General features: G+C 49.4%; 18 protein-coding genes. All 18 read right to left on the reverse strand.

The genetic code is table 11. From position 1 onward, the window contains the following. Nucleotides 1–888 carry a hypothetical protein gene (locus E1B03_RS15435; RefSeq protein ID WP_057101609.1) on the reverse strand — a complete coding sequence of 296 codons (888 nt, stop codon included), beginning with the start codon at nucleotides 886–888 and terminating at the stop codon, nucleotides 1–3. An 87-nt stretch (nucleotides 889–975) separates the two neighbouring features. Further along, nucleotides 976–3,162 (reverse strand): portal protein, encoded by a 2,187-nt coding sequence (locus E1B03_RS15440; RefSeq protein WP_425456581.1) that lies wholly within the window; start codon nucleotides 3,160–3,162, stop codon nucleotides 976–978. Continuing rightward, on the reverse strand, nucleotides 3,159–4,604 hold the full coding sequence (locus E1B03_RS15445; protein WP_057101611.1) for a phage terminase large subunit family protein: 1,446 nt from the start codon (nucleotides 4,602–4,604) through the stop codon (nucleotides 3,159–3,161). Before E1B03_RS15445 ends, E1B03_RS15440 begins: the two co-directional genes overlap by 4 nt. Next, nucleotides 4,573–5,217: a hypothetical protein gene (locus E1B03_RS15450; RefSeq protein ID WP_057101612.1), complete on the reverse strand. Its 645-nt coding sequence runs from the start codon at nucleotides 5,215–5,217 to the stop codon at nucleotides 4,573–4,575. The genes E1B03_RS15445 and E1B03_RS15450 overlap by 32 nt, the downstream gene beginning before the upstream one ends. A gap of 2 nt (nucleotides 5,218–5,219) precedes the next feature. Next, the gene (locus tag E1B03_RS26585; RefSeq protein ID WP_281279624.1) at nucleotides 5,220–5,354 is read right to left on the reverse strand and encodes a hypothetical protein; all 135 of its coding nucleotides are present in this window, start codon (nucleotides 5,352–5,354) and stop codon (nucleotides 5,220–5,222) included. Further along, complete coding sequence (locus E1B03_RS15455; protein ID WP_057101613.1) at nucleotides 5,335–5,727, reverse strand: hypothetical protein; 393 nt, start codon at nucleotides 5,725–5,727, stop codon at nucleotides 5,335–5,337. The genes E1B03_RS26585 and E1B03_RS15455 overlap by 20 nt, the downstream gene beginning before the upstream one ends. 2 nt (nucleotides 5,728–5,729) lie before the next feature. Continuing rightward, a complete protein-coding gene (locus E1B03_RS15460; RefSeq protein WP_133086528.1) occupies nucleotides 5,730–5,972 on the reverse strand; it encodes a DUF2560 family protein in 243 nt (80 codons plus the stop codon). A 234-nt stretch (nucleotides 5,973–6,206) separates the two neighbouring features. Then, complete coding sequence (locus E1B03_RS15465; RefSeq protein WP_133086529.1) at nucleotides 6,207–6,674, reverse strand: lysis protein; 468 nt, start codon at nucleotides 6,672–6,674, stop codon at nucleotides 6,207–6,209. Next, nucleotides 6,671–7,165, reverse strand: a complete 495-nt coding sequence (locus E1B03_RS15470) for a lysozyme (RefSeq protein WP_133086530.1) — start codon at nucleotides 7,163–7,165, stop codon at nucleotides 6,671–6,673. Before E1B03_RS15470 ends, E1B03_RS15465 begins: the two co-directional genes overlap by 4 nt. Continuing rightward, the gene (locus tag E1B03_RS15475) at nucleotides 7,137–7,331 is read right to left on the reverse strand and encodes a phage holin family protein (RefSeq protein ID WP_484035221.1); all 195 of its coding nucleotides are present in this window, start codon (nucleotides 7,329–7,331) and stop codon (nucleotides 7,137–7,139) included. Before E1B03_RS15475 ends, E1B03_RS15470 begins: the two co-directional genes overlap by 29 nt. Nucleotides 7,332–7,781: 450 nt before the next feature. Then, nucleotides 7,782–8,465, reverse strand: a complete 684-nt coding sequence (locus tag E1B03_RS15480) for a DUF1133 family protein (RefSeq protein WP_133086532.1) — start codon at nucleotides 8,463–8,465, stop codon at nucleotides 7,782–7,784. Next, nucleotides 8,462–8,923 carry a hypothetical protein gene (locus E1B03_RS15485; RefSeq protein ID WP_133086533.1) on the reverse strand — a complete coding sequence of 154 codons (462 nt, stop codon included), beginning with the start codon at nucleotides 8,921–8,923 and terminating at the stop codon, nucleotides 8,462–8,464. Before E1B03_RS15485 ends, E1B03_RS15480 begins: the two co-directional genes overlap by 4 nt. A 9-nt stretch (nucleotides 8,924–8,932) precedes the next feature. Continuing rightward, nucleotides 8,933–9,388, reverse strand: a complete 456-nt coding sequence (locus E1B03_RS15490) for a YbcN family protein (RefSeq protein WP_133086534.1) — start codon at nucleotides 9,386–9,388, stop codon at nucleotides 8,933–8,935. Between the two features lie 292 nt (nucleotides 9,389–9,680). Further along, on the reverse strand, nucleotides 9,681–9,866 hold the full coding sequence (locus tag E1B03_RS15495; RefSeq protein ID WP_133086535.1) for a hypothetical protein: 186 nt from the start codon (nucleotides 9,864–9,866) through the stop codon (nucleotides 9,681–9,683). Between the two features lie 33 nt (nucleotides 9,867–9,899). Beyond that, the gene (locus E1B03_RS15500; RefSeq protein WP_133086536.1) at nucleotides 9,900–10,091 is read right to left on the reverse strand and encodes a hypothetical protein; all 192 of its coding nucleotides are present in this window, start codon (nucleotides 10,089–10,091) and stop codon (nucleotides 9,900–9,902) included. Beyond that, complete coding sequence (locus E1B03_RS26315; protein ID WP_246044165.1) at nucleotides 10,088–10,846, reverse strand: hypothetical protein; 759 nt, start codon at nucleotides 10,844–10,846, stop codon at nucleotides 10,088–10,090. Before E1B03_RS26315 ends, E1B03_RS15500 begins: the two co-directional genes overlap by 4 nt. A 195-nt stretch (nucleotides 10,847–11,041) precedes the next feature. Further along, on the reverse strand, nucleotides 11,042–11,575 hold the full coding sequence (locus tag E1B03_RS26520; protein WP_246044115.1) for a hypothetical protein: 534 nt from the start codon (nucleotides 11,573–11,575) through the stop codon (nucleotides 11,042–11,044). Nucleotides 11,576–11,614: 39 nt separating this feature from the next. Then, the gene (locus E1B03_RS15520) at nucleotides 11,615–11,968 is read right to left on the reverse strand and encodes a hypothetical protein (protein ID WP_133085968.1); all 354 of its coding nucleotides are present in this window, start codon (nucleotides 11,966–11,968) and stop codon (nucleotides 11,615–11,617) included. Nucleotides 11,969–12,181 lie beyond the last annotated feature (213 nt).

The following is a 12,181-nucleotide window of genomic DNA, read 5'->3' on the forward strand; positions in this document are numbered from 1 at the left end:
TTATTTTTTTGCCTTTTTGGCGGCGAAATACGGCGTCCAGTCACCGGTTTCCAGTGCCTTGGCTTTCAGTTTGTCGAGGTTGTTGATCACCGCGCCGTTGCTGCCTTTTACTTCTGGCGTTGTTGCGGCATTTGTTTTTGCTTTAGGCATCGTTTTGGCTTTTGACTCGATACGCTCGAGAAGTCGACCAAGAGCTACGGGGTTGGTAGCCTCTGCCAGTTGTTTGCGAAGTTCGGCATTACGACCAAGAGCAAGCACAACCATTTCTGGCTTTTCAGACTCGTGAAGAATTGCGTCCTGAATAACTTTAGGAACTTCATCAATAACAATTTGCTCAGCTTCAGCGAAACCTTTTACCTTCAGCGCCTTTGCTCGCTGCTGGTAATTGGCTACTTTTTGCCGATGCTGCTCATTGAATTGTTCCTGTTGCTGTTTAATGACACGCTGCTGCTCTTTGTACTGGTCATTCTCTTTAGCCCATTGCTCAAGCTTTTCCTGAAGCAGGTCCTCGTCGTAGTCAATGCCAGGGTCTGTAAGCTTTGGCATGACGGGTGGCTGAGAGATAATTGGCTGTTGCTGTGCGGGTTGAGTAGAGAGGCGGCGAAGCTCTTTAAGCTCACGATCCTTCTCTTTAATCGTACTGCGCAGATGCTTAACCAGTGCCGGGTCTTTCGCGTCTTCGCTGGTCGGCGAGTCCAGCCTTTCATCACCGAAATAGAATTCTTGCTCTGAATCGTCACCCTCTTCAGTCTCAACTTCACCATTCTCATGGTCATCAGCTTCGACGTTGTCAGTGTCGTTTTCAGTTTCGACATCATCTGGAATTTGCTCAGGCGTGTCGTTGTCGACTTCAACTTCAGGTGTGTTTTCTTCTGCCGTTCCGTACATAAATACCCCTGTTTACTCGATGTTATGCCCATCGGAGGCAATAGGATGCCCGGCCTCATAATGACGGCCATGGCGAGATAGGTTTGATTACTGCTGTGGTTGTTGCTTCTGAATAACTGATTGCATGAGGCTTGTTAGATCCATGCGCTGAGTGTGTCCTTGCGCCTGGCTTTTAAGTATCAATTCCGCATCTGCGCGAGCGTTATCACCTTGCTGCGCCATCAGCTCTCTAAACTCTTTTCTCTGATCCAGATTCATGCTGTTGAATATCTCAGCAATTTTCGCGTCAGCGAGTTTGTCTTGAGTTATCACTTTTGCTGCTTCTATCTGCAATGACATACTCTGATTGTCGGCCTTTTTGTTCTCAGCGACTGCTAATCCCTGATTTGCCAACGCATTGACCATGTCAGGAGAAGGTTGGTTCTGCTGCTGTGCCTTAGCCTGAGCAACCATCTGCTTCTCTTCTGGTGTGCGTGGCTTGATAACGCCAGAAAGAAGCAACTGATTGCGGTTGTACTCTTTCAGGTCGTCGATGCCCTCTCCGTCCATGTTGTCGAGAATCATCGACGAAACGAGGTCGTGCTTGGGAGTGCCAGGTGGAATCAATGCCAACATGCTGAGAAGCGATTTAACCGTTGCATCACGTCGAGTTGCAAATGATTGCCCTACATCAACCGTAACCTCATAGTTTCCTTGCGACAGGTCATTGAGCGCCACCTCCTCACCAGTTTGACGGTCGATAACCGCTCCATTCATCAGCGCAACATCATCGGTACCATCTTCGTTAACGATACGCATCGGTGTATCGCTGCCGTACACCTCACGCGCCATGGAAAGCCACACTACGCCAGCCCGACGCATGGATTTCGCCATGTTGTCCATGTATATATAGGACTGCGTATCCATCCGGTTAAAGATGCTATCAACTGTTTCTGTGGCTACATTGCTTGGCATATTCTCAAGCTGGGATGCGCCGGTGATCTGCTGGATAGCTGTGCCGGTGTATTGCAGGAGTCCGGCCAGCGCCGGTGGCATTTGAGTTGGTGGCGTGTATCCACTTACTTGCGCCTGAGCGACTACTGCGCCTTGCTTATCCTTCTGGCTTACCATCGGAAGAAATGCTGGGCGCTTTTTGTTTCTCTGCGCCCAGTGGTCAGCTAACTGTCCAGGGATAAAATCGACATCGACAATAGGGATGCCATCTCCACCCGCCTGCGTGGCGTTATCAGCAATCATGGAAACCATAAGGTTTTCCAGTCGCTGAGCATCCATAGCTTTGGCAGCATGCCCTTCGATACGTTCCTGGTTATCAACGAAGGCCCGACGTCCATACACAGGGATAAGTGGGATGTGTTCACCAGGTATACGCTTGGGTTCTTCCAGCCATTCAGCGCCAGATAGCAAACCGCAGTACACGCGGCGTTTCTTAACCTCACGCTCGCCAATCATTTCGAACGAACCTTCTTTTAGCTCGTCCTCAATATCCTTTATCTGGTCTTCGTCATAAATGGCAGTTGCGTTGGTGATCGGGTTTCGCCAGGCGCTAATCTTCACTTTCTCTGTACGCACTTCGTAGTAACGACCTACGTAAATAGCGCCAGGTGTAGACCAGTCGTATTGTGTGCCTGAATCATCTTTACTCAGGCTGGCAGCAATTGAATCAGGATATTCAGCTTCGAACGCTTTAGGCGTCATGGAAAACATCTCCATTGCCCACGTTGCATCGCTGCGGTCGTATTGCTTGCTGTCCTGGTCGAAGAAAACGCATGTAGCCGGGTCATAGACTGGCAGAAGGCTAATGCGTCGCTGTTCGTTGCTCGGATCCATCTCATCTTCGTAGTCAGCGCACATGCGCCAGCACCCGAAGCCGCCGGTTACCGCATCATCGAATGCGTTATCGCAAGCCTCGCCGCCTGACGTTTCCTGATAGTCGGCGCGGAACTTGCCGTTCATCTTCTCTGCCAGAGCCTCGGATGCCTGGCTATCTTTAGGCCGGAATCGGACGCTGATGCGGTTCTGGCGATATTCGCCAATGATGCGATCACATTCACGGGCAATCTTGTTTAGTTCGAATCGAGGGTAATGCTCAAAGCGCCCTTCATCGAACGAGTAGCCTGCGTTTGTGCTTCCTTCCCATTGAGCCCCGGAAACCCTGACGAATCGTTGAGCCTCGATGATCTGCTCGCGCATATCTTGTGTTGCGGTGTAGGCGTTATCGAAGTTGCATAGCGCCTTACGATGCCAGTCATCCATCTTTTTATCGTCTGCCATCATCCAACTCCACAAGGAATATTAATATTTGAGTAATCATTCTCTTTTGGCCTGCCTACATCACCGTAACGGATGGAGAACCGTCGCATCATGTATGCGTAGCGCGTGGCGTCCATGAGGTCATCGCGGATCTTCACGATGCGTCCTTTCTCATCACGGTGGTAAAAGTTGTATTCCTCGAACCAGTCACGCAGCCCACGAAATACTTTCAGTCGTCCGGAGCGCATTAGGTCGTACAGCTCGAACAAGCCAGCTTCTACTGAGTTACTGCCGTCTTCCCACGTAGCGCGGTCAGGAAGCATGTCGAAGCCAGCCTCTTCGTAATACGATTTCTGCTGTAGTCCGGAACCTTTCTCTGTTTGCAGACCATCGTGCGGCCACGCTGTAGGTATGCCATTGGCCCACATCTTGGTAGCAAACCACGCCTCAGCAGGCGATGTCTGTTTTGCCTTGTATGCGCGAGTCAGGTAGAACTTATCTTCGTCTCTATCCCATGCTAACTGGACGTGCGCCTGAGGGTGATCCCAGCCGAAGTCCATGCCGTCGATAACAAACCAGTGGTCGGGGATTGGGAACGGGTCGCAGGTGATCAGGTCTTCGCTGGCATCATAAATCCTGCCATGCCCCAGCATTGGTATGCCCTTGGTGCGCATATCTCTCTGGTGCGGCGGGAATGACGCGAGCAATTCCTCTTTGACGCGGTCACTCAGGTGCGGCGCGTCATCCCAGCCAACGTTCATGCAGTGCTGGGCAGATGATGGCGAATCCATGAACTGGATAACCAGCTCTGTACGCCCGTTCTCTGGTGTAAATGTCAGGATGCCGCGCCCACCATTACCGGCGTCACCGGTTGCGGTTCGCGTCAGCACCTGGGGATAAATAGTTGGATCTTTTGGCTCTTCGTCGATGTGGAACCAGTCGACGGCATCACCCATCAAGGCATGCTGCCCTTGCGAATAAGACCAAAACTGAATCTTGGAGACGCCACCTGATTTATGCTTCACATACACAGAGCGCATGGCATTAGCAGTTCCCTGCATGATTTCAGTGCCAGTGATAAGCTCACCTGGTATTAATCCACCTTCCCATCCCTTATCGGTCTTACGCCCAATGAGAGGTGTTTGAAGTAAGTCACGACATTTTTCACCAGAATAACCAAGGCACCAGATCAGCGGAGCGTGCGTAAATCTATGACCTGCCCAGTCATCTGGGTAATCTCCAATAGCATGAATGGCATCAATGAATGTTGCAGTGTCAGTTTTACCAACTCGGTTAGCGGCAATCAGCGCAACCTGTGAAAAATTTGCGGTGTGGGAAATAAATTTCTTTTGCCAGTCATAACGAGTTGAATAGTAATCGCGATATCTATAAACGTGCTGGCGTCGTTTTTGCTCTTCTAGAAGCTGAACCAACTCAAGCTTTTGCTCCCGCGTCAGATTTTCCATTCATTAGCTCCTGAATGCGCCGCGTTAGCTCGTCGTCGGTTTTATCTTTGAGTGGGGTGTTTTTACCTGCATCTGGGTTATCCAGACCGTAGGCTTGTCGTTCAAGTGCGATAAGGTTTTTCAGGCTATCAGCTAAATCCTTCATAGCTTTTACCCTGCCAGGCAAACTAATGATCTTGTGGTAGAGGTCATTTAGCTTATCCATTCCCTTATCATCTTCTCGCCTCAGCAACTCACCAAGCTGCTCAAGAGCCGGAACATCAGAGCATTCAGCATCAAGCTCATTCAGCAACGCATTTGTCAGCGACCTGGCCTTTCTTATGTCTCCTCGATGCTCCATGCGAACATTAGCGATAACCTCCGCATTAGCTTCGACAATCTGCTTTTCTGAAATTGAGTTTCCGGTGGAAACCTTCGTGGAAACCTCTCGCTTGGAAACCAATGCATCAGCTTTGGCATTAATCTTTGCGTTTAGATCGCGCTCCCATCCTTCGGCCTTTGCCCGCTTGTTTATGGCGGTATGAGATATTCCCTGGCTAGATGCAATTTCCCTTACAGAAAGAACACCGGCCCGGTAATCAACCTCAATCCTTTCCCAGTCCGGTTTCTGCATAATCACTTTCCTTTCTTTTTCTTGCCTGCCTTGCTCATAGCAATGGCGATAGCCTGGTCAGGTTTCTTTCCTGACTTGATTTCGGTTGCGATGTTCTCACCGATAACCTTTTTGGATTTACCCTTCTTTAGCGGCATCTTGTTGCTCCTGAATGGATGGCAGGAAGTGGCTAAACATGCGGTCAAGCATGTAGCAGTAAGTTTCGTTTGCGTCGCCTGGGTAGGTTGTTACGCCAACATCACGGCATACATAGAATGCAACGTGAGCGCACTCATGAACCAGTGTGGCTGCATCACCATTGAATACACCAAGCAAGTAAAGATTCTCGCCAGTTTCTGTATTGCAATAGGACTGCGTTGCTCCGGCCAGCATTTCATTGCCACCGCTATCAACGCCAAGATGGATGCAAGCCTGATCCCACTCTTCTTTTGACCGACATAGATATACGTTGGCGCTATGGAACAATGGCACGAAGAACCGGGGAAGTTTAGGCCACTTCGTCTTTGCCATGGTTATGCTCCGGTAGTGAACAGATCCAGCGCTTCTTTCGATTTGCGCACAGCCTCAATGGTTCGGGACGTGAAGTCTGGATTTGCACCGCCATCGTTGTAGTGCAACTTGAACAATTCCAGTTTCAACTGATCAGCGCCAATGAATGCAAAAGCTTCCTCTGCCGCTGAATTGTTCTTAGATAGCAGTCGGTAAATTTCTAACTTGAATTTCTGTTCGTCGGTCATGATATTTAGCTCTGCCATTGTTGGCTCCGGTTGTTGTGTTGCATCGACTTACAGAAATGTCGATGACCAGATGAAGAATGCGAATCCTGACGCCGCTATAACAAGCGCAGATGCGATGTAGAAGAAGTGGTGTATGAGGGTGATTATTCTGTCAGTCAGCTTTGGCTTTATCTCAGGATGATTGAGAACGTCATCGCGTATGAGTGATATTCCGTAGAGCAGCGTTACTTCACGCTCTCGCTTTCTCATCGCTTACCTCAGGCACTGCGTGTTGATGTAGTCCTGCAGAGTTCTCAGCGATGTTTGGTCGCTGACGATTCCGGATCGGATACCGAGAACGTTTCGTCCAGCAACTGGAGAGAGTTCGACGGCGGCATCATTGCCCACGCCGGAGGCGCTGGAGGCTTCGGTTGTGGCTGGCACTGGACACTTTCCTTTGACGAGCACCCGACCACCATTATCAAGCTTGCGCTGAAGAGCATCATTTTCAGCTTTAGCATCTGCCAACTCCTTCGTGTATTTGGCATCCAGAGCAGCAACATCACGTTGCCGGGTTGTCATGTCGGTGATGGTGGCGTGAGCCAGATTCAGCGCCTGTGTTTTCTCATCGCGCTGCTTCTTGTATTCGGTGGCGTTATCGCGGTAGTGATTAACAGACCAGGCAAGCGACACGATGATGCAGACGACTATGGCAATGATGATTGCGGTTAACTTGCTCATTTCTGACTCCAGGTGCAAACCTCATACTCAACGTCTCGCCGGTTCATCAGGCCTTTCCACTTCTTTCCACCTGCATATACCCATTGCTTTAGCTCAGAGCATGCTCCGTCGTAATCTTTAGCGTTGAGTTTCTTCAGCAGAGTGGAGTTGATGGTTGCGGTAGCGCCGACGTTGTAAGCAAAGCTGTATATTGCTGCTCGCTGAGTTTCGGTGGTATGCACTTTGATATGCGGATCAACCTGAGCGGCGATGCGCGTCATATCTTTTCGTGTCAACGCATCACATTCTTTGTCTGAGTAATATTTACCCCAGACAATATCACTTCCTGTGTGTCCATCGCAGACGGTTACAATCCCCACTACATCTTTGTAAGGGTAATGTTCTCGACCTTCCAGCCCCGTCTTTCCAGATACCATCACAGTGGCGATGCTAACAGCACCTGTCCCTAGTGCTGCGATAATGCTATTTCTGAGCGCCGGTGACATTCCCATTCAATCTGTCCTCGCGCTCTTTGCGCTTGTAGTACCAGTTGATTCCGAATGTGCCGACAGTACAAAGAATACCCACGATTAGAGCCCAGTCATTTAGGGAGAGAACTCCGCTCATTGCAGTAAGCCCTCCAACCCAGTAACTGAACCATTCTCTGATTTTGTCCATACGGTACATACTCTACCCCCAAGAGGATGGGGATCTGTTCAAATTAGGAATAGGGATGATGGTCGATTGAACAAATCCAGGATACGTTCTCAGTAACGTGGTTTGTTCGTGACTAAAGGCATGAGCAAATCAGGCAGGAGGCTGTTAGCGCAGTCTCTTGCCGCCCATCTTCACGAAGCCCAGCCATGTGCTGGGTTTTCTTTTTTGAAGCGCACTAGCCACCACCTGGTGAATCTGCCTAAATGCAAAAAGCCCCGAGCTATTAACTCAGGGCTTCGATGTTCACTCTCGCAACCAGTACTGCGTAGACTCTTGCAAACCTCTCAGCTTGCGATGGTTGGAGTACCAGACGATGCGTCGAAGATACCAACTAGGCGGTTCAGTGGTGAGAGCCGCCTCTTTTGCCTCACCACCTCGCTCTTTCGCCTTCGACGTCCGAGCATACAGTAATTATGCATCTTCAAAACTTGTTTTCAAGTCTTTTTTGCAATTTTCTTTATTTTCGATACCAAGTTCTGCAATTAACGTGAAGAAGACAGCAGAATTGAACAACTCGATGCACCAACGAACGCGATCGATGCACTGCTTTTCAGTCAAAAAAGGTGCGTGGTGATACTGCATCCAACGGGCCATGTCGTTAATGGTCTTACGCCATGTGTAATAGTCCTTCCCGATTTCGTAGACGATGCTGTTTTTTGAGATGGATTTGAGGATGATCCGTTCCATGAATTCGGCCTCCTCCTCATCTGCAGCTTTACCCATCAACTCAGACAGTGATTTCTTAGGCCAGATAATTGCTTTTGCTTGGGCTATAAGTTGGTCACCTGAGTATCCCATCTTTCGGAGTCCTGCCAACACGGTGGCGATCCTCTCCTGTTGCTCTCCAGTCCATCCGGTCAGAATCATCGACCACATCCCTGCGCCGTCAGTAAGATGTTCAGTTCCGCTTCCACCAAACTCACGACCCCACATGCCGAGCAGTGAACGAACCCAGCGACTTTGCGATGGAGTTAGGCGACGATATTTCCCGAGATATGAACGGCGCGGTACAGAAGCCAACTTCATCCATGAGCATTCAGGGTCGGCACGCAGTACCGATGCTTTCTGATAATTTTCGATATCGGTGCGGGTCATGCTGCCCCCCCCATGCGCAAGGTGATGTTCTGCTGATACCAGTCAGGCGCAGTGAACTCAATGCGCCCTAACACGCCAGTAATTCGCAATTGCTTGAGTCGCACTAACTCCTGCTTGTAGTGCTGATACAGTTCTTCCTTCTGCCACGGCTTAATCTTCATCGGGTGCAGCGCGGCGCGGGATACCTGCTCAATGGTCATCACGCCATATTCGTATTCAGCGTGACGAGCGAACTGGATCGGCTCTTCACCTAATCGCCGATGACAACCTACGCAATGGGCCAGTGCGTTCAGCGGATGCCAGCGTGTAGCTGTGTGGCGGCGTCCGTTGATATGTGAGCAATGGAGTGATGCTCGGTTGTTGCTGAAATCACGACCACAACTTTCACAGCACCAGTTAGCGCGTTCGCGAACCAGCTCAGAAAAAATGGTGTCGTATTTGTCTCTTTTGAGTGCCATATGCTTTCCTTACTGGTCTTGTTGTTCGCGGAGTTGCTGAAATTCGCAGTTACTTGGGATAGTTAGCGCCAGGCCAAACTGAGCGCACCACGCCTCGACTTTGCACAGGAAGATGTGCATCTCTCCGGTATCGAGTTGAGACGTGTGGCGAGGTTCCCAGGTGGTTTCTTTGGCACCAGTGATGAAATCGGTGTAGGTTACTTCCTCGCAGCCGAGGTATGTCTTTTTTAGGTTGCGCTTGACCCATTCAGGGGTAGCGTCAGTGCGGCCGGATTTAATCAGGTATTCGCTGATTTCTCCCAGCCACAAATGAAGAAGTGAATTCTGTGACAGACTACGCTTCTCTCTCCATGGTTTTAACTGGAGGCGATAGCATTTACCGTCATTGAGATATGGCTGCAGGTGCTGACCGATAGCGGAGAAGTTGCCAGCATGCAGCTTGATACCCTGCTCTGGGATATTCATACGCCACCTCCGATAGGTAACGCAGAATGCAGAAAATCGCAGGTGCATTTCTGCATCTGTGACAGGTGGTTTGAAGTACTCTTTGTGTTTCGCATCTAATTTCCCAATCAGATGCAGAGGTCACAGCCGGGTGCTCAATCCGACTGCGACATAATTATAACACTAATTTTGAGAGTGGGTAATGTTGCTTGACGTTGCGTTAGCTATTACCAAATTGTTCCCGTCTCTCCGGTCATTAATCTGGCAACAACTATAATAACTAGAGTGATGATTACGACTTTAACCGGCGGCATCACTTAATCCCCATACTTTCAGTAAAAAATAACCTCCATAAATCAACTGGCCTTCTATCACCATTTATCTCGCGATAGAATTCATCTTGCTTACGCCGCCACTCTTCATGGAGGTCAGGTTGTCTATCTGTGCGCATCTCTTTGCATTTCTCGTTCAACCATTTTTCTTGCTGCTCAGTGGTCATCACTTCACCTCCAGTTTTGGTGACGCTGACACTTTATCCATCGACTTCTCCTCTCATGAGAAGTTGGCGGAATGAATTTGCTAATTCTGTTTTTCTTTCAGCCATTTCTGGGCAAAGCATACTTTCAAGATACCTTGCCTCCCATTCAAACAAGGTCACTACTTCTAGCGGGATTTCTTTATTGAAATGATAATTAGACATATCAAGATATTCTGCTGTCATCACTTCACCTCCTGCTGTGGTGCTGCTGGGTACGCGCTACCTTCATGACCTGGCTCATTGCTTCCGGTGCATGTATTCCTGTGGTCATTGGCGTGTGGGCAGCGCTTATTTCCGCATTCAGGACAGACAGCGAAGCGACTATCAGTGAAAGTTATAGGTCTACATGTGCGACATGAGCAACCCGGAGCTACCGGAGAGTTGCCAGCCTGAGCAGTAGGTGTATTCACATGGTTATTCCATGAGCCGATTTCATCATCAGATTTACCATGTTCACTGCCCAGCATGGCTTTAAACCCTGCAATCCATGAGTCATGCTCTGTTCGCTGTTCCGACGTCATAGCTTCCAGTTCAGCGTAATAGTCAGCACGGCGGCGTAATGCATCCAGCAGGAGTTGAGTACGTACGCCTTTTCCGAATTTAAGACCCGGCTCCAGGTGTACAGGGCATGGCAAGGTATCAGGAAATTCATGCGCTGGCTGGGAGGTGTAGAGCGGAATTACTGCATCTCCCATTGGCTGAGACAGGCACTTAAGGTGAAGCTCACCCATCTTGGCATAAGCCAGAGTTTCCTCAGCGGCATAAAGCACAGGCTCAACTCCAAAAGCCTCTATCGCCCCATCAATCACCTTTACAGCATCAGCCATTGCGTAGCCGAGATTACCGCCGTCGCTTTGTGCTGAGGCTTTGCTGAGTATTTCGCGTATCTGGAGCAGGCGATCGAGTGATACAGGACCGTGCGCTGGGTGGTTAGTTGTCATTGAGCCTTTATTCATTACTGTTGTCCTCGCAGCAATAGTGCCGTCCTTCATGTTCTGTGCTTATATGTCCACAGATGTCACATTCAATTTCAGGCCCCTTGCATTCATGATCTTCAGGTTCGTCTGCCTTGTAAAAACCACCGCAGATGCCGCACATAGCTTCAGGGACATCGTCATAATTCGCTGTTCCGGTAATCACGATTGCACCTCACAACATTTACCCTCACGCAGCTCCTCGGCAAACTCACGGGCTTCAGTTGCCGAAATACTGCAATGACGAGAAAACTCATAATCCCCGTCTTGCTCCTGCTCTACTGCAATATGGCTCTGCTGGAGCGCAAACATCTCCACACCCTGCGCCCGCACTTCAGCCAGGAAAGCGTCGCAAGCAGGTATCTGCAACACAGCCAGTGAGCGAATCATCTTCTGCACTTCTGGCGGACATTGTTCGTAATGGTCATCGGTGATGAATACCGCCTCGTTGTGAATTTTGTCCACAGCGCTTAATTCCGCCGCCAGCTCCCTGCACTTGCTCTCGGCGTTAGCAAGCTGTACTGCAAGGTCTGTGAGTCTTTGCTCTGCTGCACCTTCTGCTGCCAGAAATGCTTTGTATGCCAGGTGAATACCAAATTTTGCATAGCAATTCCGGCGCTCATCCCATTCGAAATCGCTACCGTGGAACCACTGCTCATCCGTCATCCAAGCTTCAAATTTTTCTCTACTAGTCATTATCCTACCCTCATAAAAAAGGCCCGCGATGCGAGCCTGTTAATCGATGTTTTTTGCTATTAATTCGCCATACCACCAACCATCACCATTTTTCTCTAAGCGAATAAATGCCTTTTTCTCTCCGGAAGGGATGATCATTTCGCCGAATTTTTTGGATAATGAGAACGTGCCACCACTTGTGCCGGACATTTTTGCCCCTCTCTCGTTATTGGTTGGCATCAATCTGATTTTTCTAGAATCCTCATCAAGTTCTACGTAAATGAATCGTTGCTTATCCCTAATATCGACTCCTACGTAACACTGAACAGAGCCAGACTGTGAGTATTTAATTGAGATTCCGGCCTCATCGCGTTTTCGGCCTCTTCCACCGGTCACCACTGATACAAAAGCCATTACCATTTCCTCCGAGCATAAAAAAGGCCGACTATCACGCCCACGCTTGCAGATAGCTCTGCTATGTAAGGTTCAGTCATGCTCGATTTCCTCTGCCAGTAAACCAATCGAGTGCTTTTACAATGAGTGGGTTTTCCCACCATTCATCAATCCAACGACGCTCATTTTTGTCTCGATAAAACTCTGGTCCGCAGTAGTCATGCCATGACATGA

Source organism: Citrobacter arsenatis (assembly GCF_004353845.1).
GTDB lineage: Bacteria > Pseudomonadota > Gammaproteobacteria > Enterobacterales > Enterobacteriaceae > Citrobacter > Citrobacter arsenatis.

Coding starts and splice junctions, on each gene's coding strand:
- E1B03_RS15435 (WP_057101609.1), bottom strand. CDS start 888: ATGTACGGAACGGCAGAAGAAAACACACCTGAAGTTGAAGTCGACAAC.
- E1B03_RS15440 (WP_425456581.1), bottom strand. CDS start 3,162: ATGATGGCAGACGATAAAAAGATGGATGACTGGCATCGTAAGGCGCTA.
- E1B03_RS15445 (WP_057101611.1), bottom strand. CDS start 4,604: ATGGAAAATCTGACGCGGGAGCAAAAGCTTGAGTTGGTTCAGCTTCTA.
- E1B03_RS15450 (WP_057101612.1), bottom strand. CDS start 5,217: ATGCAGAAACCGGACTGGGAAAGGATTGAGGTTGATTACCGGGCCGGT.
- E1B03_RS26585 (WP_281279624.1), bottom strand. CDS start 5,354: ATGCCGCTAAAGAAGGGTAAATCCAAAAAGGTTATCGGTGAGAACATC.
- E1B03_RS15455 (WP_057101613.1), bottom strand. CDS start 5,727: ATGGCAAAGACGAAGTGGCCTAAACTTCCCCGGTTCTTCGTGCCATTG.
- E1B03_RS15460 (WP_133086528.1), bottom strand. CDS start 5,972: ATGGCAGAGCTAAATATCATGACCGACGAACAGAAATTCAAGTTAGAA.
- E1B03_RS15465 (WP_133086529.1), bottom strand. CDS start 6,674: ATGAGCAAGTTAACCGCAATCATCATTGCCATAGTCGTCTGCATCATC.
- E1B03_RS15470 (WP_133086530.1), bottom strand. CDS start 7,165: ATGGGAATGTCACCGGCGCTCAGAAATAGCATTATCGCAGCACTAGGG.
- E1B03_RS15475 (WP_484035221.1), bottom strand. CDS start 7,331: ATGGACAAAATCAGAGAATGGTTCAGTTACTGGGTTGGAGGGCTTACT.
- E1B03_RS15480 (WP_133086532.1), bottom strand. CDS start 8,465: ATGACCCGCACCGATATCGAAAATTATCAGAAAGCATCGGTACTGCGT.
- E1B03_RS15485 (WP_133086533.1), bottom strand. CDS start 8,923: ATGGCACTCAAAAGAGACAAATACGACACCATTTTTTCTGAGCTGGTT.
- E1B03_RS15490 (WP_133086534.1), bottom strand. CDS start 9,388: ATGAATATCCCAGAGCAGGGTATCAAGCTGCATGCTGGCAACTTCTCC.
- E1B03_RS15495 (WP_133086535.1), bottom strand. CDS start 9,866: ATGACCACTGAGCAGCAAGAAAAATGGTTGAACGAGAAATGCAAAGAG.
- E1B03_RS26315 (WP_246044165.1), bottom strand. CDS start 10,846: ATGACAACTAACCACCCAGCGCACGGTCCTGTATCACTCGATCGCCTG.
- E1B03_RS26520 (WP_246044115.1), bottom strand. CDS start 11,575: ATGACTAGTAGAGAAAAATTTGAAGCTTGGATGACGGATGAGCAGTGG.
- E1B03_RS15520 (WP_133085968.1), bottom strand. CDS start 11,968: ATGGCTTTTGTATCAGTGGTGACCGGTGGAAGAGGCCGAAAACGCGAT.